Annotated in this window: 20 protein-coding genes, 1 tRNA gene and 1 pseudogene; 12 read left to right on the forward strand and 10 right to left on the reverse strand. The window is 44.5% G+C overall.

Annotation, left to right across the window (positions count from 1 at the left end):
• From ABUA47_RS06335 to ABUA47_RS06355, 5 genes are all read right to left on the reverse strand, one after another.
• On the reverse strand, positions 1 to 758 hold a 758-nt coding region (locus ABUA47_RS06335), incomplete at its 3' end, for an alpha/beta hydrolase (RefSeq protein WP_349831466.1).
• A gap of 108 nt (positions 759 to 866) precedes the next feature.
• Positions 867 to 1697, reverse strand: coding sequence for a MerR family transcriptional regulator (locus ABUA47_RS06340; protein WP_035449128.1), 831 nt, complete (start codon positions 1695 to 1697; stop codon positions 867 to 869).
• Between the two features lie 90 nt (positions 1698 to 1787).
• On the reverse strand, positions 1788 to 2261 hold the full coding sequence (locus ABUA47_RS06345; protein WP_005827232.1) for a hypothetical protein: 474 nt from the start codon (positions 2259 to 2261) through the stop codon (positions 1788 to 1790).
• 6 nt (positions 2262 to 2267) lie between these two features.
• Positions 2268 to 2819 (reverse strand): peptide-methionine (S)-S-oxide reductase MsrA, encoded by a 552-nt coding sequence (gene msrA, locus ABUA47_RS06350; RefSeq protein WP_225982599.1) that lies wholly within the window; start codon positions 2817 to 2819, stop codon positions 2268 to 2270.
• 211 nt (positions 2820 to 3030) lie between these two features.
• Positions 3031 to 3103: transfer RNA gene (locus ABUA47_RS06355), tRNA-Arg, on the reverse strand.
• Between the two features lie 212 nt (positions 3104 to 3315).
• Here ABUA47_RS06355 and asnA point away from each other — a divergent pair.
• The gene (gene asnA, locus ABUA47_RS06360) at positions 3316 to 4353 is read left to right on the forward strand and encodes an aspartate--ammonia ligase (RefSeq protein ID WP_008664075.1); all 1038 of its coding nucleotides are present in this window, start codon (positions 3316 to 3318) and stop codon (positions 4351 to 4353) included.
• Positions 4354 to 4460: 107 nt separating this feature from the next.
• On the forward strand, positions 4461 to 5123 hold the full coding sequence (gene ung, locus ABUA47_RS06365; RefSeq protein WP_005827240.1) for a uracil-DNA glycosylase: 663 nt from the start codon (positions 4461 to 4463) through the stop codon (positions 5121 to 5123).
• A 3-nt stretch (positions 5124 to 5126) separates the two neighbouring features.
• On the opposite strand, the gene ABUA47_RS06370 is transcribed toward ung, so the two are convergent.
• The 3 genes from ABUA47_RS06370 to ABUA47_RS06380 form a co-directional block, all read right to left on the reverse strand.
• A complete protein-coding gene (locus ABUA47_RS06370; RefSeq protein ID WP_005827242.1) occupies positions 5127 to 7904 on the reverse strand; it encodes a putative LPS assembly protein LptD in 2778 nt (925 codons plus the stop codon).
• A gap of 79 nt (positions 7905 to 7983) precedes the next feature.
• Positions 7984 to 8520, reverse strand: coding sequence for an HD domain-containing protein (locus ABUA47_RS06375; RefSeq protein ID WP_005827246.1), 537 nt, complete (start codon positions 8518 to 8520; stop codon positions 7984 to 7986).
• Positions 8521 to 8547: 27 nt separating this feature from the next.
• Entirely contained in the window at positions 8548 to 10281 is a 1734-nt protein-coding gene (locus ABUA47_RS06380) for an ArnT family glycosyltransferase (RefSeq protein WP_022401422.1), read from the reverse strand.
• Positions 10282 to 10468: 187 nt separating this feature from the next.
• Here ABUA47_RS06380 and ABUA47_RS06385 point away from each other — a divergent pair, with 187 nt between their 5' ends.
• From ABUA47_RS06385 to ABUA47_RS06415, 7 genes and pseudogenes are all read left to right on the forward strand, one after another.
• Entirely contained in the window at positions 10469 to 10846 is a 378-nt protein-coding gene (locus tag ABUA47_RS06385) for a GtrA family protein (protein WP_005827252.1), read from the forward strand.
• 51 nt (positions 10847 to 10897) lie between these two features.
• A complete protein-coding gene (locus tag ABUA47_RS06390) occupies positions 10898 to 11869 on the forward strand; it encodes a glycosyltransferase family 2 protein (RefSeq protein ID WP_022401421.1) in 972 nt (323 codons plus the stop codon).
• Between the two features lie 358 nt (positions 11870 to 12227).
• A complete protein-coding gene (locus ABUA47_RS06395) occupies positions 12228 to 12515 on the forward strand; it encodes a hypothetical protein (protein WP_005833188.1) in 288 nt (95 codons plus the stop codon).
• A gap of 256 nt (positions 12516 to 12771) precedes the next feature.
• Positions 12772 to 13254, forward strand: coding sequence for a GNAT family N-acetyltransferase (locus ABUA47_RS06400; protein WP_035449346.1), 483 nt, complete (start codon positions 12772 to 12774; stop codon positions 13252 to 13254).
• A complete protein-coding gene (locus ABUA47_RS06405; protein WP_005827267.1) occupies positions 13251 to 13607 on the forward strand; it encodes a DUF3795 domain-containing protein in 357 nt (118 codons plus the stop codon). The genes ABUA47_RS06400 and ABUA47_RS06405 overlap by 4 nt, the downstream gene beginning before the upstream one ends.
• A 34-nt stretch (positions 13608 to 13641) precedes the next feature.
• Positions 13642 to 14221 (forward strand): annotated as a pseudogene (locus ABUA47_RS06410) (Crp/Fnr family transcriptional regulator).
• A 143-nt stretch (positions 14222 to 14364) separates the two neighbouring features.
• The gene (locus ABUA47_RS06415) at positions 14365 to 14640 is read left to right on the forward strand and encodes a hypothetical protein (protein WP_022401417.1); all 276 of its coding nucleotides are present in this window, start codon (positions 14365 to 14367) and stop codon (positions 14638 to 14640) included.
• Positions 14641 to 14652: 12 nt separating this feature from the next.
• Here the strand turns inward: ABUA47_RS06415 and ABUA47_RS06420 are convergent, their stop codons facing one another.
• On the reverse strand, positions 14653 to 15606 hold the full coding sequence (locus ABUA47_RS06420) for a transporter (RefSeq protein WP_035449132.1): 954 nt from the start codon (positions 15604 to 15606) through the stop codon (positions 14653 to 14655).
• A gap of 200 nt (positions 15607 to 15806) precedes the next feature.
• On the opposite strand from ABUA47_RS06420, the gene ABUA47_RS06425 reads away from it, so the two are divergent.
• From ABUA47_RS06425 to dnaA, 3 genes are all read left to right on the forward strand, one after another.
• Positions 15807 to 17042, forward strand: a complete 1236-nt coding sequence (locus ABUA47_RS06425; RefSeq protein WP_005827280.1) for an N-acetylmuramoyl-L-alanine amidase — start codon at positions 15807 to 15809, stop codon at positions 17040 to 17042.
• Between the two features lie 13 nt (positions 17043 to 17055).
• Complete coding sequence (locus ABUA47_RS06430; protein WP_005827282.1) at positions 17056 to 17949, forward strand: MlaD family protein; 894 nt, start codon at positions 17056 to 17058, stop codon at positions 17947 to 17949.
• Between the two features lie 351 nt (positions 17950 to 18300).
• Entirely contained in the window at positions 18301 to 19686 is a 1386-nt protein-coding gene (dnaA, locus tag ABUA47_RS06435; RefSeq protein WP_005827286.1) for a chromosomal replication initiator protein DnaA, read from the forward strand.
• 85 nt (positions 19687 to 19771) lie between these two features.
• Here the strand turns inward: dnaA and ABUA47_RS06440 are convergent, their stop codons facing one another.
• Positions 19772 to 20506 (reverse strand): NADPH-dependent oxidoreductase, encoded by a 735-nt coding sequence (locus ABUA47_RS06440; RefSeq protein ID WP_044468986.1) that lies wholly within the window; start codon positions 20504 to 20506, stop codon positions 19772 to 19774.
• Positions 20507 to 20767 lie beyond the last annotated feature (261 nt).

A 20767-nucleotide genomic window follows, 5' to 3' on the forward strand; every position in this document is an offset into this window, starting at 1 on the left:
ACCCGCAAATGCCGCTTCTCCATACGAGGAACTGCACTCCCTATAAAATCATCTGTCAGGGAAAAGTGGCTCAGCTTCCTATCAGGACGCGGCTGAGTGGCAAACGCAACATACAGTTGTTTTCCTGAAAAGTCAACCTTATCTACCTGCCGTTCTACCTGTTTCTGAAAACATCCTTTATCCCACCATAAACTGGGGTCTATGGCGATGTATGTATCAAATGTACCGGGATAATTCAGCAAAACATGCAGCGTGAACAACCCGGCATAAGAATGTCCGGCCAACAAGTGTTGTCCATTCACCGGCAAGTCTTGTTCCACTGCGGGGCGTAGCTCCTCCGTCAGAAAACGGCAAAATTGTCCTGCCCCACCCCCTTCCGGTTTATCGCCCGGACGGACAGTTCCGTCACGCCGGGCAGCGGAACAGGTTGGCGTAAAGTCTCTGGTTCTGTTTGTATTCAGGACAGCCACAACGATACAGGGCGGTAAGGAAGAAACTTTGGAGGTGGAAAACAAGCGAGTAAAACCTACCACCGAATGAAAAAAAGAATCACCGTCCAGCAAATAAAGAACCGGATAACTTTCCTCTTTTTCACCCGGGCGGGTTGCAGGTACATACACCCAATATTCTCTAGCCTCATTCAAGACATGCGAAAACAAAGTGTGGCGAGTCCCGATAGAAATAGCTTCTTGCGCTCTCAGCGGAAAACCGAGCCAAGTGACAACTACCAATATAAACAGAATATGCAGGCTTCTCATTTCAATTCTTTTTTCAGTCTGCAAAGTTCGCAGAAAATAAGTTGACTACCTATCCCTATTTTTAGGTATTCTCACGGTTGAAAGCTTTCCGCAAAAATCAAAGGCTGATTAAGAAAGTTTGATGGGCAACTGAATTTCCGTCATCCATTCATCCACCGTTTCTTTGTTCCAAATGCCGTCAATATGGCAAAACCGGGGACGGTCAATGACCTCGTATCCATTTGCCTCGGCATACGCAAAAAGCTCGGCGAAAGTTTCGGGCATATGCTCATAAGCACCGTAATGGTTGACACAGAGCGCAACCGGTACTTCCGGAAGTTCCTTGAATTTAATCAGTTCCGAATCTTCCTTGCGTTCAGCCACCGCTTCAAAAAACTCGATATCAATATCAACCCCATATTCCTCATCATATTCCACCGTGAAACAATATTCCGGGGCAGGACATTCACAACCCAAACGGTACATTTCAGGCCCGATAATATTCGGACAAAGATTGAACAGTTCCTGATAAGAGTCTATTTTACGGCGATGGGTAGCAAAAATTCTTGAAGGGAGGGATTTCTTAAACACTTTTTCCATAACATTCTCTTGTTTATGGAGTAAATTTTCCAATTTGGCAAGTTCGGTCTGCCGCCATATCAAGTGTTCAATCTCGTTTTTGCAACGTTCTATTTTAACCTTCAACAATTCAGCATCCGGAAATTCCTTGCCATCGGCAAACAACTCGGATATCTCTTCGAGGCTGAACCCTAATTGCTTGAGGTAAACAATACGGCTCATACACCGGAGCTGGCTGATGTCGTAATAGCGATACCCCGTCCACTCATCCACTTCAACGGGTATCATCAATCCTATCTCTTCATAATGACGAAGCGTCTTAACGGTCACTTGGCAAAGTTTGGAAAACTCTCCGATTTTAAACTTCATTTTATTCTTCATAAACTCATGCGCATTTTGTTTATGAAGCAAAGATAGGTCCTGCCCTTAGGGACGAGTCAAGAGATTGCTTCAAAAAAAACACATATTTCACTATTCACAACGGCAATAGGTGTTTGCACCGCACGTACAACGAGGCAACAGCTGCTCACTCAGTTCATCGCGGTAAAATTCATACAGCCGCCGGTACATGGTTTCATAGAGTGAGGCAACTTGTTTCTCCTGCTCACTTTCATTTTGAAAACGATTTTTAAAGGGATCTTCAAAATCAAAATGCACCTGCTGCTTGGCATCCAGAGTGATAAACTTCAGTTCTTCTCCGGCTTCTTTACATAGGGTAATCACGTAGTCCCACGACCGGTGCGTATAGGTCCCGACACCAGACGGTTTCTTGCGAGACACGCTGAAACCATTCTGTTCCATCACATTGCACACGGCATCGGGAACGCAGTTCCCCTCCATAATTCCTGCCGTAGAGATATTCATTCCCCTGCCAAATGCATGCAGGAGTTCCTGCGCGATACGGCTGCGGCACGTATCTTCATTACTTATTAACAGTATATCCATTGTCCGTTACTTTTCCAGGTTTAAATACTCGCCATCTCCTTCTTTCTTCATCTTCGCTTTACGTGCCAGGTCGAACAAGGTGGGGTTAATGTGGCAATATCCACCAGGATTTTTGTCCAGATAGTCTTGATGATAATCTTCGGCGAGATAGAAGTTCTTCAAAGGCTCTATCTCTACAACCAACGGACGGGAGTAGTTGGCAGCCAGCCGGTCAACGGTTTCACGAATAACGGGCAGGTCGGCGGTATCCGTATAATAGATACCCGTGCGATACTGTGTACCTCTATCCCCCCCTTGCTTATTGAGGCTGGTAGGGTCAATCGTTTTGAAATAAAGGTCGATAAGGAAAGGCAAGTCCACCTCATCGGGATCATACTGTACTTTTACGGTTTCGGCAAAGTCCGTGGTACCGGTACATACCTGCTGATAGGTAGGATTGGCTATATTTCCATTGGCATATCCCACCTGGGTAGCCTCCACACCTTCTATTTGTTTCAGGAAATGTTCGGTACCCCAAAAACATCCTCCTGCCAGATAAATCTCTTTCATTGGTTTCATGTCTGTTCTCCTTTCTGACCGTCCTTCCGGCTTACCGGCATAGGACAGACAAGTCATTAACATTGCAAAAATAAATATTATTTGTTTCATACCTCTAACTCTATGGAAATTATAACAAGAAAGAGAACCGTATGGTTGACTTTTCTGGATGTATTGTATAAAAAGAAACTCCCTTTGCAAAGTATTCATGCAAAGGGAGTTCCTTTCTTTGTGACCCCGGTGCGATTCAAACGCACGACCTTCAGAACCGGAATCTGACGCTCTATTCACTAAGCTACGGAGCCAAATGTGGATGCAAAAGTATAAAAAAATTAGCAGATTCCTAACATTCAAACGCTTTTTATATCAAACCGAGGAATATTTTTATTATTACTTTGAGAAGACTAACCGCAATTACACAAACATTTTGTTCTTTTTTCCCACAAAACAGAAGCAAGTATCAATATTATTCCTATCTTTGCCGAGCAATTTAATAGAAGTTATACTGAATAAATTTATGAGCTACCTGATAACACCTGAAGGTTACAAACCTTTATTGGACCTAAAACAGACTGAATTAGGGATTAAACAAATTAAAGAGTTCTTCCAATTGAACCTCTCTTCCGAACTGCGCCTGCGACGTGTGACAGCTCCACTGTTCGTATTGAAAGGAATGGGTATCAATGACGACCTCAATGGAGTGGAACGTGCCGTAACTTTCCCTATCAAAGATTTGGGCGACGCCAAAGCTGAAGTGGTGCACTCCCTCGCCAAATGGAAACGCCTCACGCTTGCCGAATACCATATCGAACCGGGATATGGCATCTACACAGACATGAATGCCATCCGTGCCGATGAAGAACTGGGCAATCTGCATTCCCTTTATGTAGACCAGTGGGACTGGGAACGCGTCATTACTGCCGAAGACCGCAATGTGGAATTCCTCAAGGAGATAGTAACCCGTATCTATGCAGCTATGGTGCGCACAGAATATATGGTATATGAGATGTATCCGCAAATCAAGCCTTGCCTGCCCCAGAAACTTCACTTTATCCATGCCGAAGAATTGCGCCAACTGTATCCGGACTTGGAACCCAAATGCCGCGAACATGCCATTTGCAAGAAATACGGTGCAGTGTTCATCATCGGTATCGGATGCAAGCTGAGCGACGGCAAGAAGCACGACGGACGCGCCCCGGACTACGACGACTATACCAGCAAAGGGCTGAACGACCTCCCCGGACTGAACGGTGACCTCCTGCTATGGGACCACATCCTGCAACGCAGCATCGAACTTTCCTCCATGGGTATCCGCGTAGACAAGGAAGCCCTGCTTCGCCAGCTCAAAGAGGAAGGCGAAGAGGAACGCCTGGAACTTTACTTCCACAAACGCTTGATGAATGATACACTGCCGCTTTCCATCGGTGGCGGTATAGGGCAGTCCCGCCTCTGTATGTTCTATCTGCGCAAGGCGCATATCGGTGAGATACAAGCCAGTATCTGGCCGGAAGATATGCGCAAAGAGTGCAAGGAACACAATATACACCTGATTTGATATACATTTATCCCGTCATATAATATAAAGTTCACCCCCTCAAAAGGTTGGACTTTATTTTTTATTTTGTACTTTAGCATCCGAAACTACTAACAGATCCAATTAGTATGAATGTTCAAATAGAAGAAAGCTGGAAAGCACATCTGCAACCTGAATTTGAGAAAGATTATTTCCGTACATTGACTGATTTTGTACGGGACGAATATGGGAAATATGCAATATATCCTCCGGGAAAGCTGATATTCAATGCATTCAACCTATGCCCTTTTGACAAAGTAAAAGTCGTGATAATCGGTCAAGACCCCTATCATGGTCCGGGACAAGCACACGGACTTTGTTTCTCCGTAAATGACGGTGTTCCTTTCCCTCCTTCCTTACTTAATATTTTCAAGGAAATAAAAAATGACATTGGCACTGATGCCCCCACTACCGGCAATCTGACACGCTGGGCAGAGCAAGGCATATTGCTGCTCAATGCTACCCTCACCGTACGTGCACACCAAGCCGGTTCTCACCAAAACCGAGGTTGGGAAACATTTACAGATGCGGCTATCCGCATTCTCGCCGAAGAAAAAGAGCATCTTGTATTTATTCTTTGGGGAGCCTACGCCCAACGTAAAGGGGCATTCATCGACCGTAGCCGACATCTGGTACTTACCTCGGCACATCCATCTCCCCTATCCGCTTATAACGGCTTCTTCGGGAACAAGCATTTCAGCAAAACAAACGAGTATTTGCGGGAACATGGAGAGACGGAAATAATTTGGTAAACATCAATACCACTGAATATTACTCTGAGTCTGGCTTCTCTGTTCCCATTTCAAGTCTTGCAGGATACTTGCATTGGCACGGATGGTAAAGTTATAGTATTTCCAGCGTCCGAAAGGTGATATGGCAGCCGTCATGCTGAAACAGTGCAGGTCACGTGTGATGTTGAAAGCGGTCTGCGTTATCTCCTTCGCATTGAAGTCATAACCGGAATTGAAGCTGACAGCCCATTTATTGGTAAGCTTGACGTTACCGTTTATATTAAGGGAATTCAGGCTGAATTTGTACGGATAGCGCATGTTCTTACGATTAATGGGCTTACTGGTGTCTTCCGTAATATTGAAACCGGTACTGAAGTTGATAGACCAAGGCATCTTGAATACCTGATAGCCGTCAGCATCGGCAGCAGCCTTTTCCTTCTTCTTCTTCGGAGTGCCGTCCTCGGTAGTTTCCCCCTCCATGTCACCGTCTTCCTCCGTCGAGGCATTCTGGTCTTGGCCCTGCTCCTCGTCATCCTTCTGACCGGTGAAGAAGTTCCTTATTTTCTTCCACGAATCATTGTTCACGGTCCAACTGAACGACGTACCATATCCCGACCAACGACCGAAACGGCCATACGACCATTCCGTACGGTTACCGGGCACCACCCTTCCGTTCTCATCAAACTCGTAAGCATAAGTGGCAAAGGTAGAGCTCATACTCAACGTATAACTCTTGCTCAACTTCAGACGGAGATTAAAGCTCAAGTCACTCCAAGGACGCACCTGGGCAGCCGTGTTGTAACTGATACCCATACTCAAATCGTCAATCAGGCTCACCTTGCGGATAGAGTCATTCTTATCCTTGAACTTCATTTCAAGGTTATTGGAGATATTGAAACTGATAAGCCCCTGCTTTCCTCCACTTGGCGGACTGAACACCTGACCGGCATAATAGGAATACTGCACGGTATCGCGAATGCCGTTCTGGTCTTTTATATAAGAGTCATAATAGCCAAAACGGGACGAAGTGAAATCGGGCGCAGCGCTGAAACTGATGGAGGGAGTGATGACGTGACGTATCTGTATCTCCTTCTTCTTCATGAACAATGGCTTGTACATACCATAAACTTTGGTATTGATACCCAGACTGGCACTGTAGTCGTATACACGGTGAAAACCGTAGGTCGTATCATTCACCTCCTTGCCTTGCTCATCGTCCCAGTCCTTCTTCACCTTGCGGGTGTACCAACGCTCCGTATAGTTTACGGTAGGCGTCACATTGAAGTACTTGAACAAAGTAAACGTGGCACTTACCGGAATTTCATGCTGCATACCGTTCTCCCAATCGCGTATCAGGTTCTTCTTGAACAACAGATTGTCCTTCGTCTTGATACTGTTCTTCACACGGCCAGTATAGCGAACGGAAATCTTCTCATACCACTTTTCATCTCCCACTGCATGTTTGCGCTTGAAAGGGAAAATGGTACTCAAGGAAATGGTCATGTCCGGTAAAGTCACCGCGATAGAGGAGTCGCGCATGGTCTGGGCAATATTACCTGAAGCGGAGATGCTCAGATGCTGGTCGGGAAAGTTACGCGAATAGCTGACACTGGAAGTCTTGGTATTCTGCGACATTGCCTGGGAGTTGTACATATTGCCGATATTGGTACGCTCATAACTACTGGTAGCAAAGTTCACACTGGCAGAAAAGGTAGAATTCGGACTCGCTTTCGGGTCCTGCCGGTGAGACCACACCACCTTGAAGTCTTTGGCAACCGAGTAGTCGGGCAAGCCTTTGTCACCGGTCTTGGTCACCTGATAGCTTGCCTGCAGCAAACCGGAATATTTGTAACGCTTCACATAGTTCGACTCCATATTCAGCGCCCAAGAACCTTTCGTGAAGATATCCGCCCGCAGCTTCAAGTCCATTTGGTCACTGATGGCGAAGTAATATCCACCGTCCGTCAGACCGAAGCCACGATTGGAGTCATCCATATAGGTAGGCATCAGAAAACCGGACTGGTAACTGCTAGAAAACGGGAAAAAGAAAAATGGAACGGCAAGCGGAAGCGGCACATCCTCTACTACCAGATAGGCAGGTCCCGTCACCACGTTCTTTTTCGGACGTACCTTGGCATAAGTCATCTGCATATAAAAATGGGGGTGGTCATGATGGTCACAAGTCGTGTAACGACCGCTCCTCATATAGAGTTCATCATTATTCCCTTTCTTAGCATTATTACCGGTCACGTATCCCTCGCCCTGCTGGCTGACAACATTGCTGATAAGACCTCTTTTACTCTTGAAGTTATAACGGATAGTATCGGTTTCGTAGGAGGTGTCCCCGTCTTTGAAGACCGGTCTTCCCTTGGCTGTTCCTACAGAATCGACCACGCCACGGGCAAAAACCGTACTGTTGTCCATATCCATAGAGATGACATCAGCCTCCAGGTCAGCACCCGGATAACTCACCTTTCCCTGGCCGTAAAGATGGGCAAAGCCACTCTGCGTAAATACAATGGAGTCATTGGCTTCGTAGGCTACGGGAGCATCCAATGCATCCTTCTTGGGAGGCGCAGCCGCTACCGTATCTTGTTGCAACGAATCGGCAGGAAGCCCCTTTCCCCCTTGCAGGGAGTCTCCCATCTGCAAACTATCCCCTACCTGCAACGTGTCTGTCCGCTGAATATTCGGAGGCGCGACCTTCGCTCTACGGCGCTGAGAAGCAGCCCCACCGGAGAGAAGAAGCAAGACGAATAGTAGTATGAATGATATGAATGTATTTGCTTTCAATGGCGTCATTAACTAATAGTTTACGCTTGGAGGGGCAAAAGTACATAATTTATACGGATAATCTCCCTTTTTAAAGAAATTTAGATTGCTACAAGAACTGTTCGCACCAATTATCAAAGCGCCGTACCCCTTCTTCACCATAACGTTCCAAACTTTTTCGGGCTTTTTCTACACTTTTCTCCTTTTCCAAATGAGTTTTTGAATAAAACTTATCGGCAAAACAGATAGCTTGTTCTTCCAAGCTGACCGGAACCATTTCACGATGCGGTACGGGCAAATCCTGCGCAATGATTCCCTCCAATGAAAGTCCGGCACCCGTATGGCGTTCACAAACCAAAGCATGGCGGGGATAGCCTTCGCCGCGTATCAGGTCGGCTCCCAAATAACCGTGACAGATATAAGGCTTGTCGCCAAAACAATGGATACCTGCCGCATCTGTAAGAAAAATGCCTATATCGTGCAGCATGGCAGCCTCGTACAGAAAATCCTTATCCAATGAAAGTTCCGGATGGCGGTCGGCAATCCATAACGACTTGTCGGCTACGGAACGGCTGTGCGTCAACAGTATATGCCGCAACTCATTCTCTTCCGGATAATATTTGTTAATGATATCTATCGGATTCATTTTAAGTTATGAGTTATGAGTTATAAATTATGGGTTATGAATGTCAATCGCCCTAAATTTATACATGCAGATTTCATTACGCATATCACAACTGCGTCTGTCTGTACGGAATATCTTTTCCAGATGATACGTCTGTTCCAGCTCTCCCAACATATTCTCCTCCTCCTTTACGGGAACCAACAAATAGCCCTCCTCGCTGGACGGACGTTCCTTTTCAATGTGCCGCATGCGGTCTTTCAGATAGAAGTTAACACCATAGAAACTCATTTTCGAGTAAGAATAGACCACACCTTCCGGAACATACGTATTGACCCTTTCAGCCAAATGTTTATCTGATTTCACAGCCAGCACCGTGGGCTGATAAACCGAATCCAATGATACGAAAAGGCAGAGCATACATCCTGCTATGCCATATAATAATGACCGGCTATCCGCACGCTTTATCACCATGCGTAATGTGCAGACAGCGGCTACTACGGGAAGCGCTACCAGGAGCCACTTGGGAACAGACAAAGCCACATCCTCCAACGCATGCATAAAGGCTACATTCTCAGCGGCATGGCGTCCGCTTCCAAAAACGCTGTCGGGAACCAGGCCGAGACGAACTACGACAAAAACAAGCGTAAGCAACAAGCCCAAAGAAGCAAAGATGATTGCACAAATCCTGAAAACTCGTGCCCCCTTTTGTACCAAAGCCAACAGATACTCAGCTATCAGCACTGCCATAAACGGATAGATGGGAAGCAGATAAACGCTCCGCTTACTCTTGGGGATGCAGTAGAAGACAAAGATTATCAGAATGACCAGCCACGTGAACAATTGTACCGGAGACTGGTTGCGGAAAGCAGTCCAGCCCTTCTTCAACCGCAACAGCAGGGTCTCCCCTTCCGGCAGACAACGCATGTTTTTCCACTTCAAGCCAAACAAGGAAATTACCAGAACCAACGTCCAGGGAATCCATCCCCAAATCAAAGTCAGGAAATTATACCATATAGGATTTTCATGGGACTCGTAGGACATTTTGCCCATAAACCGCCCGGTATTCTCCTCCAGAACCAAATCGAGGAACGGTTGTCCACCTTGTCTGTAAGCTACGTATACCCAAGCTAAATAAGGAACAAAAGAAAGCAAGCCGATACCTACCAACGAGAAAAACGCTTTCCAGAAAGAACGTCCGCGCAACAACTGATACACACCGATACACGCGCAAGGGAATATGGAGCCTACCGGCCCTTTGGTCAACGTGGCACATCCCATCAGCAACACCGCAAGCCAGGGCACTCCGCGGCATCCCTTCTCATCCCAGCGGAACAGCAGACAAAGGGAAATAACGATAAAGGCAACCTGAACCATATCGACCCGACAAGCGACAGCCGCCCGATGCACCTCGAAAGAAGACAAAAGAAGAATAGAGGCCAGAAACGCCGTTTGAACGTTTTTACGTTTTGCCACAAAGGCAAAGAACATTAACTGCATGGCTAAAAAAGCCAATGCAGACGGGAAACGGGCGGAAAACTCCGTCACCTCTCCAAAAAGGGAAGAGACGGCGGCTATTGACCAGTAGAAGAAAGGGGGTTTATAAGCAATATCAGTACCATAGTTCACCGGAAGTATCCAGTTTCCACTTTCCAGCATAGAAAGGGCAACAATCGCCTCCCGCGGTTCCCCCTTGGAATAAAAAATGGTTTCTCCCAGAAAGGGAACAACCACAAGCACACTCAGCAGCGCAATAAACCAGAACGCCTTCTTTCTGTCCGACATACCTTATTTGTTTTTTATGTTTTCTGGACGCAAAGATAGCGCAAACCGAAAGCAGATGCAAATTTATTTGCAATTTGCTGAGATGCAGCTTAATTTCGCAAAGCAAAATTACAAATAATTCTGAAACAATGCCTAACTTTGCCGCCCCAATGATAATGGCAACAGAGAGTAGATATTTAATGTTAAGATGAAGCGGCTGAAACAACTACCGGAATTTGTACGCTTCGTAATGGTGGGCATCTTTGCGACAGCTCTGCACTACGGATTGTATTTTGTATTACAATGGGTTATCAATGTAAACATAGCCTATACACTGGGATATGCTCTCAGCTTCATCGCCAATTTCTATCTGACTGCTTACTTTACCTTCGGCCGGAAGCCCTCATGGAGAAAAGCCTTCGGATTTGGAGGGGCACACTTATGCAGCTATCTGCTACACATGGGGTTGCTGAACCTCTCTCTCTGGATGGGCATCCCCAAACCTCTGGCCCCCATTCCGGTTTTCGCCATCGCCATTCCGGTCAACTTCTTACTCGTACGTTTCGTTTTCAAAAGAAAAGAGTGATAATTTGTTTTTCTCCCGATTTCTTACGAATATTGCAAAAAGATTTGTTCTATGATGGAAAACTCTCCCATACTCGCCGTTGTCGTACCTTGCTACAAAGAAGAGGCAGTGCTGCATGAAACCCATAAACGATTGAGCCAATTATTCGACCGGCTGATACAAGCCCGGCAAATTTCCCCGGAAAGCTATATATTATATGTAAACGACGGAAGCACCGACCAGACATGGGCTATCATCAAAGAACTGCACCAAAATACGGCCTATGCCTGCGGACTGAACCTGGCAGGAAACGTAGGACACCAGAATGCCCTGCTAGCAGGACTCAATGCAGTAAAAGAGCGTTGCGAGATAGCCATCTCCATTGATGCAGACTTGCAAGATGACATCCAGGTGATTCCGGACATGATAAACAGCTATAAAGCGGGCAATGACATCGTTTATGGCGTACGTAAAGAACGGAAGACCGACACTTTCTTCAAACGCAACACCGCTTTGGTCTTTTATCGGCTGATGAAGGCAATGGGGGTAAAATCCGTCTACAACCATGCCGACTACCGCCTGATGAGCCAGCGGGCTATACAACACCTATGCCGCTTCCGCGAGCGCAACCTTTTTCTTCGAGGGCTGGTTCCCCTCATCGGCTACCAGACGGACAGCGTGTACTACAATCGTGACAAGCGTTTTGCCGGAGAATCAAAGTATCCTTTCCGGAAGATGCTTAATTTTGCCATCGACGGTATCACTTCCTTTTCCGTCAAACCGGTCCGTATGATTTTTTGGATAGGCTGCATCTTTATTCTTGTGGCACTGTGTGTCACCGGATGGACACTTCACTCTTACACACAGCATAACGCCGTCCCCGGATGGTCATCACTGATGATTTCCGTCTGGCTGGTAGGAGGTGTGATACTTGTGTCGCTGGGGATTGTAGGCGAATACATCGGCAAAATATACATTGAGGTGAAGGACCGACCGCGCTACAATGAAGAAGAACTGCTGATGCCGTCCGGCAAAACAGAATAAAAGAAGCCCATCATCATTCTACACAAAAGTTTTAAAAAGGAAAAACACTTGTCACGCTATCACACTATAATAAAGGTATAGGGAACAGTGTATGTCTTTCTTGCCGACAAGTTGGCAAGATTTTGCCACCCTATTGGCAAGACTTTGCCATAGGCATGGCAAAAGTTTGCCAAAAGCATGACAATGGGTTGGCAAAATTACTCTCTGGCAGACAATGAGTTAACATAACTATCAAAATCGTATCGTCACATCAGTTTATATCAAAAAACACAAAATCGCTTGCGAAAGCGACATAAATGCCGTATCTTAGTACACGTGCAAGCAAACCATTTTGCTTACACATGATAAAAATCTGCTTATGGGAACATTAGGCTGCATCAATGACATGCTACAAAGGGATAAAGAGAACCGTGCTCTCCGCAAGTTGAGCAGAGGACGGATGCGGGAGCACTACAAATACCTTGTAGAAAGGAAAGGTCCTGAGAGAGCCGATGTAACCATTGAGAAAATAGAAGAAATCCGAAGAAATACTACTGAAAAGGAATTATCAGATAAAGAACATCTATTCAGGGCAAAGACGATTCTTGCAGCATATGCTTTAGTCTTGCTTTTATTGGGAGTACTTTGTTATAAATTGTTCTTATAAGCAGGTCTGAAACCGATTGACAAGAAATCTACCCGGTTAAATTCATCAGCCATTGGCTGGCGATTGAAAGCAGATTCCCATGCTTCATAAAAAATTCGCATACTTTTTATATTCGAAGCAGAGAATCAACAACTTGGTTTCCTAAACCAATAAATTAGAAATGAAAAAATTATCTTTGCAAACACAATAAATACATTGAAAAACTTTCTGTTAGAACATGGAACATCTAAAAGCATACATTTTAGCACTTAAAAACATGAATACAGATTTTACAATTAGAATTGCCCAACAGTCTGATGCCCTTGAACTTATGAGTTTGTTTCAAGAGACAGTCCTCCATATAAACAAGCGTGACTATTCAGAAGCAGAAGTGGCAGATTGGGCATCGTGCGGAAACGACCTCTCCCGCATAAAAGAAATGATTAAGACACATTATTTTATTGTAGCAACCAATCAACAGTCACAGATTGTCGGCTTTTCATCCATTACCCACCAAGGATATTTGCATTCTATGTTTGTTCATAAAGATTTTCAAGGTAAAGGCATTGCTACCATACTTCTAAATGAGATAGAACGGTATGCAACCGCAAGAGGAATCATGCGAATTACATCAGAAGTAAGCCTGACAGCCCGTCCATTCTTTGAGAAAAGAGGCTATATAGTAGAAGTGGAACAGAAACGCAAAGCCAACCAACTTTATCTCACCAATTTTTGGATGGCGAAAAGGCTGGCTGAATGAAATCGTATAACGGACGTATTCCTGCTTGTGGTGTCTTTTGTGGTGGTTGTCCCATATACACAAGAGAAAAAAGTCCCTGCAAAGGAGCAGAACAGAATGGTTCTCGCTGTGAAAAATGTAAAACATTCCATTTATGTTGCTTGGAAAAAAGAATAACACATTGTTTCCAGTGTTCTGATTTCCCATGTACTAAATTCAAAAGATTTACCAAACGTTGGCTAAAATACGGACAAAACTTCATTGAAAACCAAAAGCTTTTAAAAAACGTAGGTGAAGTTAAATTTTTAAAGTATTATAATAAGAGAATCCACAACCAACTTACCAACAATGACAAAAAATCAGGAATAAAATAATAATTTTGTACCTTTCGAAAAACATGTGTTGTAAATGACAGATTTTAATTCATACATGGGCAATATAGACACTGACTTTTAGGGAACTGTGTTTAAGAAACGGAGAACTACGGTATTATAAAAGAAATGAATTTATCCTCCGAGAGGGAGAAGTCGGTTCTTTCTTCGGGTTTATTGTATCCGGTGTAATCAAATATACCTGCATCAACCAAACTGAAAACAAAACATATAATGTAGGTTTTTCTTTTGCCAATGAATTTATCTCTGATTATCCCAATTGTTTATACGACATAAAATCTGAATTGAATATACAAGCAATAACCCCATGTAGAATCTACATCTGTTCTTCCGAATTACTTCTACAAGAATTTGAAGAGAACAAAGAAAATCAACGAATAGCCCGCATTGCAGCCGAACAATTATTTTTTCAGTCGTATTCACGTTACTTGGATTTGTTCAGATTTACATCGGAAGAACGCTATCTCCAACTTCTTAAAAAATGTCCAGAAATCCTACAAATGGTACCCCTAAAAGAAATTGCGTCTTACTTGAAAATAACCCCTATTCACATGAGCCGCATCAGACACAAACAGAGTTTTGACAGCAAAGAATAAACATAGGTTTAGAAATTCAATCATTTAACAATATTCCAAGACAATATTGATTCTGTCAGGAAGTTCTCTTTTATTTTTGCCCTATCCTTTGGCTGATTCAGCGAAAGGCAGGAATGAAAGGAGTTAAACATAGAGTCCTATATATGAGAACAAGAAAAGTATTTAGAATGCCACTTGATAAAATTCTTTGTTTATCAGCCAATGCTATATTAACCATTATTGCACTATGGAGTATTGCATCAGTCTTTTTCGAAAACGCCACAATTGATTCTATAATAGCCCGTTTCAGCGTGGCTTCTGCCTGCATGGCCAACCTATTTTCAAAACATCGTCTTATCCGGATAATATTCCTCATTATGGCATTTGTACTGATAATTGTTGCAACCACCCTCTATGTCCATAAAGCAAATAAGATGTAAAATACTCAGCAGTTATTCCGTCTCATTTTTCCTTTTCTTCCACAGCTGATAACTATTGATGATGTTTTGCCACAGCACATACGATCCCGGACCGACGGAAGATAACGGATTAAGATAAGTATATGCCATCCAGATGGCAAGCACCGTATTCTTTTGCCCCAGCGCCTGCCCTCCACTGATGCGCTCACCATAATGACCGCCGATTCTCTTTCCCAAATAGAATTGTATACAGCAGGTTATCAGTCCCGCCAGGGCTATCAGCAGTTCAACAAATACCGGTGCATCACTATTGACCAATGAACGTACCGTCTGCCCTGAGACAATGGCAAGAGCTACCGCCCACAAATAGAAGGCTGCATCATGGAAACCCAACAGAAAATGATGCACCTTCGGCACAAACGCACGCAGAAACCATGCCAGCAAGAAAGGACAAAGCAGCAATGGAAAGACTTTACTCAGAATTTTCAGGAATGCAACAAAAAAAGTAATGTCAGCATGAGGCTCCACCAACGGGAAAACCAAAGGAACAGCCACAGCCGCCAGAAGATTGGACAACAACGTATAGGTCGTCAGGCTGGATGCGCTTCCACCCAGTTTACCGGTAATGACAGCCGCAGCAGTCGCAGTGGGACAAATGAGGCAGACCATCGCACCTTCAAACACTTCCCGGTAGACCTCCTCCATAGGGCAACACACCAACAATACCGCAACAATCAAGCAAGAAACCGTCTGGAACAGCAGTAACCATCCATGCCACGATTTGGGTTTCAGTTCATGCACCTCCACCTTGCAGAAAGTGAGCAGAAGTTGGGAAAAAATCAAAAGCGGAGTCAGGAAAGCCACTAACCCATTCACATAAGGTTTGGCAGGCGCCACAAAAGGAATGTCTGCAAAAAAGAAATATCCCAAAGTACCGGCAAGCATTGCCAAAGGCAACGTCCAGTTCTTTATAAAACGAACCAGCATACTTGATTTGCTATTTTAATTATCCACCGCAAAGTTACGCATATTATCAATACATTAAGCCACTAATTGCTCAAACACAGACATTAATTCCACTAAAAATGAGAAGAAGAACAATAAAACTGAACATAATCCATTAGTTTTCTATAAATTTCCACTACATTTGCCAAGCGAAAAGGAAGCATTGTCTTTGCTACAATTATATGAAACTATACAGACGATACATATTATATATAAGTATATGCTTAGGGCTGCTTATCTCCCCCTTTTGCAGTGGCAGCGCTGAAGCGAAAGACTTTGTTGTCGTTATAGACCCCGGACACGGTGGACACGACCCGGGTGCAGTGGGAAAAATTTCCAAAGAGAAGAATATCAACCTGAATGTAGCACTCAAACTTGGCAAACAAATCAAGAAGAACTGCCCTGATGTAAAAGTTATCTATACGCGGGACCGGGACATATTCATCCCCCTGGACCGGCGCGCTGAAATTGCCAATAACGCCAAAGCTGATTTGTTCATCTCCATACATACCAATGCCCTGGCCAAAAACCGGACGGCCAAAGGAGCCTCCACCTGGACACTGGGTCTGGCAAAATCGGATGCCAATCTGGAAGTAGCCAAGCGCGAAAATGCCGTTATCCTCTACGAAAGCGACTACAAGACGCGGTATGCCGGCTTCAATCCCAACTCGGCAGAGTCCTACATCATCTTCGAATTCATGCAAGACAAATACATGTCACAGAGTGTGCACCTCGCCTCCCTCGTACAAAAGCATTTCCGCCAAACCTGCAAACGTACAGACCGGGGCGTGCACCAGGCAGGTTTTCTGGTATTGAAGGCCAGTGCCATGCCAAGCATACTGGTGGAACTCGGATTCATCTCCACACCGGAAGAGGAACGGTACCTGAACACTGAAGCAGGAACCACCTCACTTGCCAACGGTATCTTCCGCGCTTTCCTCACCTATAAGCGCGAGCAGGAAATCCGGTTGAACGGAAGCAGCAATACCATTCTTCCGGAGGATGTACCCGAGCCCGTTCAAGAAGAAGGCAACGCAGCTACAGCGACACCGGAAAAGAAAAATGCACCTCAAGCGGAGAGTAACCAAGCTGCCCAGCGCCCGCAAAGGTCAGAAAATGCAGCCGTTTCCCAAACAGAACAGAGCGGCATCGTGTTTAAGATACAGATACTCACTTCTTCACGTCCTCTGGCCAAGAATGACAAAAGACTGAAAGGACTGAAAGACGTGGATTATTATAAAGAAGGCGGAATCTACAAATATACGTACGGCGCATCACCCGATTACAACAAGGTGCTGCGCAGCAAACGTAGCATTACGGACAAATTCAAGGACGCATTCATCATTGCGTTCAAGAATGGAGAAAAGATAAACGTCAACACAGCCATCAGCGAATTTAAAAAGAACAGAAATAAATAACAAAAGATACATCATGAAGTATATTACAAAAGAAGTTAGAATAGGAATAGCAGGCATAGCTGCACTTTGCATATTGGTATACGGCATCAACTACCTGAAAGGGATAAATATGTTCAAGCCCTCCAGCTATTTCTACGTGAAATTCCAGAATGTCAATGGGCTGACAAAATCCAGCCCGGTCTTTGCCGACGGCTTCCGCGTGGGTATTGTCCGCGACTTGTACTACGACTATACCCAACCGGGCAAAGTCGTTGCCGAAATAGATGTTGACCCAGAGCTGCGCATTCCCAAAGGAAGTACGGCAGAACTGGCAGCCGAAATGCTTGGCGGCGTAAAGATGAACCTGCTGCTTGCCAATAACCCGCGGGAGAAATACCAGATTGGAGACACAATCCCCGGCGTGCTGAACAACGGAATGATGGAAAAAGTTGCCACCATGATGCCGCAAGTAGAGAAGATGCTGCCCAAGCTGGATTCCATCCTCGCATCCTTAAATGTCATACTGGCCGACCCCGCCATCCCTGCAACCTTGCATAACGTACAAGATTTAACAGCAAGTATGGCCGTCACAAGCCGCCAGTTGCAAACTCTAATGAAGGATGATATTCCACAACTGACCGGCAAGCTCAATACCATTGGAGACAACTTTGCACTCATTTCCAACAACTTAAAGGAGATAGATTATGCTGCCGCCATGCAAAAGGTAGACGCAACTTTGAACAATGTAAAAATGATTACAGACAAATTGAACCAGAAAGACAATACCGTCGGACTTTTGCTAAACGACCCTTCTCTATATAATAATCTGAACGCCACCACTGCCAACGCAGCAAGTTTATTGGAAGACTTGAAATCGCATCCGAAACGATACGTCCATTTCTCCCTATTCGGCAAGAAAGATAAGTAAAAGATGGACGTTATATAGATTTTGTCTAAATAATAAGTCTATAAAGGAATTAAAAGGAAAGCCCTCATTTGCTCTATACAAGGAGCGAAAAAGGGCTTTTTCCTGCTCTGGGCACAGAAAGAAAACAAGAGACGCAAAGCTACATAAACCACTATATGACAAAGTATTAGATAAATGCAACACACCTTATATAAGGAGTATACTCATAGTAACCGATAAGTAGCTGAAAGTAAAGAGCTTATTACTTTCCCTAAAAACGCAAGAAAAAAAGGATTTGTTTTTCTCGAATAAGATTGCCAATTTTGCAATCGTAGAAGTTATGCTTAATTAATAAATGTATTTATAGCCGTTATGAGTGAAATAGATCATGTCGGGCTGTGGAACCGCTGTCTTGAAATCATCAGAGACAATGTTCCGGAGCAGACATACAAAACATGGTTTCTTCCCATCATACCTTTAAAATATGAAGACAAAACGCTGGTCGTACAAGTGCCCAGCCAGTTCTTCTATGAGTTTTTGGAGGACAAATTTGTTGATTTGTTGCGCAAGACTCTCTATAAGGTCATTGGTGAGGGAACTAAATTGATGTATAACGTAATGGTGGACAAGAGCTCGCGGAAAACCGTCGACCTGGAGTCTACACAGCGTACCATCATACCGCAAAAACAAGTGATGGACAAAAGGATTCCGCAGATTCCCGTCCCCGAACTTGACCCGCACCTTAATCCAGAATACAACTTTGAAACCTTCATCGAAGGTTACAGCAACAAGCTGTCGCGCAGCGTTGCAGAAGCTGTCGCTCTCAATCCGGCTAAAACAATCTTCAATCCGCTGTTCCTATACGGAGCATCAGGTGTAGGCAAAACCCATCTTGCCAATGCTATCGGAACCAAAATCAAGGAACTATACCCGGAGAAAAGGGTATTGTATGTATCTGCACACCTATTCCAAGTGCAATACACCGATTCCGTACGTAACAATACGACTAACGACTTCATCAACTTCTACCAGACCATTGATATTCTAATCATTGATGATATTCAGGAATTTGCCGGCGTGACCAAAACGCAGAATACATTCTTCCATATCTTCAACCATCTGCATCAGAACGGCAAGCAGCTCATCCTCACTTCCGACCGTGCACCGGTATTGCTGCAGGGCATGGAAGAGCGTCTGATTACACGTTTTAAATGGGGAATGGTGGCTGAGCTGGAGAAACCTACCGTAGAACTCCGCAAGAACATTCTGCGCAACAAGATACACCGTGACGGCCTGCAGTTCCCCCAGGAAGTGATTGACTATATTGCAGAGAACGTGGGCGACAGTGTACGTGACCTGGAGGGCATCGTCATTTCCATTATGGCGCATTCCACCATATACAATAAAGAAATAGACCTGGAACTGACGCAACGTATCGTCCGCAAGGTAGTGAACAGCGAAAGCAAGGCAGTGACTGTCGATGAAATCATCAACACCGTATGCAAGCACTTCGGATTGGAAACTGCCACCATCCACACAAAATCCAGAAAGCGGGAAGTGGTGCAAGCACGACAAATAGCCATGTATTTAGCCAAAAACCATACAGACTTCTCTACTGCAAAAATCGGTGCGCTAATTGGACATAAAGACCATGCCACCGTATTGCATGCATGTAAAACCATCAAAGAACTGAAAGAGGTGGACAAATCATTCCGTGCGGAAATCGACGAGATTCAAGCCGCACTGAAAAAAGGATAAGAATAAAGGATAAGGGATTAAATGCAGCTAAGTATGCATTAGCTTAACCCCTTATCCCTTATCCCTTATCCCTAATCCTTAATTTTCAAAATCCCTGCTTTTTCATTATCTTCCAAAGATTCTCCGACATTGCCTCACTGTCTTTCTTCGTATAACGCACATCTGTAAAGACCTGCGCCAGCGTTTCCTTATTGTTCTCCAAGATGAACTGCTTGTTCTCAGGAAGCGATTCTTTATAGGCATACAACCGGTCAATGTCCTGAGGAGTATAATCATGATAAACCTCTTCGTGTACAATGGCCTCCAGCGGCAAACGGTCCACTTGTTCCGGCTGTTCGGCAGGCCATCCCACTGTGACTGTCGTGATGGGAAACACCAATTCCGGTAACTCCAACGCTTCGACAATCATCTGAGGGTTGTAAGTGGTAGTTCCCAGATAGCAAATGCCCAACCCCTTCTCCTCGGCAGCCACACAAAAAGTCTGTGCCACCAGCAAGGTATCGACAGCCCCCGTCACAAACCACTCAAAGTTGTTGTATCCCGGCTCAGCCTTACGTTGCTCACACCACTTGCTGAAGCGGCGCAAATCTATGCAGAAAGTAAGCACTACCGGCGCCGTCCGAACCATCGGCTGATTGAAATGTGCAGGCGCCAGTTTGGCTTTACGCTCTGCATCACGCGTCACAATCACACTATAAACCTGCATGTTCCCGACTGTAGAAGCCCGGAAAGAGGTTTCAAGCAAATCATTTAACAAATCAGCAGAAATATCCTTCTGCTGGTATTTTCGGATTGTTCTCCTTTGTTTCAAGCTTTCCATTCTTTCTTTTTTTGCAAAGATAATGTAATCCACGAACAATTCATTCAAGAGTTCACACTTTTTTTATCATCATATATCCGGAATAAAATACATCTTTTCAACAAGAAATGAACAATTATTATCTCTACGAGCAGATAAAAGTAACCTTATGTTCGACTAAACCGAGAACCTTTCAGCCCAACAAGTTGTTAATAAATTCCATTTTGGAAAACTTATTCGTTTACTCAAATCATTAAAACATTATAAACCAATAAATTAATA

It is taken from the genome of Bacteroides sp. RTP31139st1_H2_RTP31139_211217 (assembly GCF_040227615.1).
Lineage (GTDB): Bacteria > Bacteroidota > Bacteroidia > Bacteroidales > Bacteroidaceae > Bacteroides > Bacteroides uniformis.

Bases quoted from the DNA above. Each gene is read 5' to 3' on its own strand.
- ABUA47_RS06340 (WP_035449128.1), bottom strand. From the start codon at position 1,697: ATGAAGAATAAAATGAAGTTTAAAATCGGAGAGTTTTCCAAACTTTGC.
- ABUA47_RS06345 (WP_005827232.1), bottom strand. From the start codon at position 2,261: ATGGATATACTGTTAATAAGTAATGAAGATACGTGCCGCAGCCGTATC.
- msrA (WP_225982599.1), bottom strand. From the start codon at position 2,819: ATGAAACCAATGAAAGAGATTTATCTGGCAGGAGGATGTTTTTGGGGT.
- asnA (WP_008664075.1), top strand. From the start codon at position 3,316: ATGAGCTACCTGATAACACCTGAAGGTTACAAACCTTTATTGGACCTA.
- ung (WP_005827240.1), top strand. From the start codon at position 4,461: ATGAATGTTCAAATAGAAGAAAGCTGGAAAGCACATCTGCAACCTGAA.
- ABUA47_RS06370 (WP_005827242.1), bottom strand. From the start codon at position 7,904: ATGACGCCATTGAAAGCAAATACATTCATATCATTCATACTACTATTC.
- ABUA47_RS06375 (WP_005827246.1), bottom strand. From the start codon at position 8,520: ATGAATCCGATAGATATCATTAACAAATATTATCCGGAAGAGAATGAG.
- ABUA47_RS06380 (WP_022401422.1), bottom strand. From the start codon at position 10,281: ATGTCGGACAGAAAGAAGGCGTTCTGGTTTATTGCGCTGCTGAGTGTG.
- ABUA47_RS06385 (WP_005827252.1), top strand. From the start codon at position 10,469: ATGAAGCGGCTGAAACAACTACCGGAATTTGTACGCTTCGTAATGGTG.
- ABUA47_RS06390 (WP_022401421.1), top strand. From the start codon at position 10,898: ATGATGGAAAACTCTCCCATACTCGCCGTTGTCGTACCTTGCTACAAA.
- ABUA47_RS06395 (WP_005833188.1), top strand. From the start codon at position 12,228: ATGGGAACATTAGGCTGCATCAATGACATGCTACAAAGGGATAAAGAG.
- ABUA47_RS06400 (WP_035449346.1), top strand. From the start codon at position 12,772: ATGAATACAGATTTTACAATTAGAATTGCCCAACAGTCTGATGCCCTT.
- ABUA47_RS06405 (WP_005827267.1), top strand. From the start codon at position 13,251: ATGAAATCGTATAACGGACGTATTCCTGCTTGTGGTGTCTTTTGTGGT.
- ABUA47_RS06415 (WP_022401417.1), top strand. From the start codon at position 14,365: ATGAGAACAAGAAAAGTATTTAGAATGCCACTTGATAAAATTCTTTGT.
- ABUA47_RS06420 (WP_035449132.1), bottom strand. From the start codon at position 15,606: ATGCTGGTTCGTTTTATAAAGAACTGGACGTTGCCTTTGGCAATGCTT.
- ABUA47_RS06425 (WP_005827280.1), top strand. From the start codon at position 15,807: ATGAAACTATACAGACGATACATATTATATATAAGTATATGCTTAGGG.
- ABUA47_RS06430 (WP_005827282.1), top strand. From the start codon at position 17,056: ATGAAGTATATTACAAAAGAAGTTAGAATAGGAATAGCAGGCATAGCT.
- dnaA (WP_005827286.1), top strand. From the start codon at position 18,301: ATGAGTGAAATAGATCATGTCGGGCTGTGGAACCGCTGTCTTGAAATC.
- ABUA47_RS06440 (WP_044468986.1), bottom strand. From the start codon at position 20,506: ATGGAAAGCTTGAAACAAAGGAGAACAATCCGAAAATACCAGCAGAAG.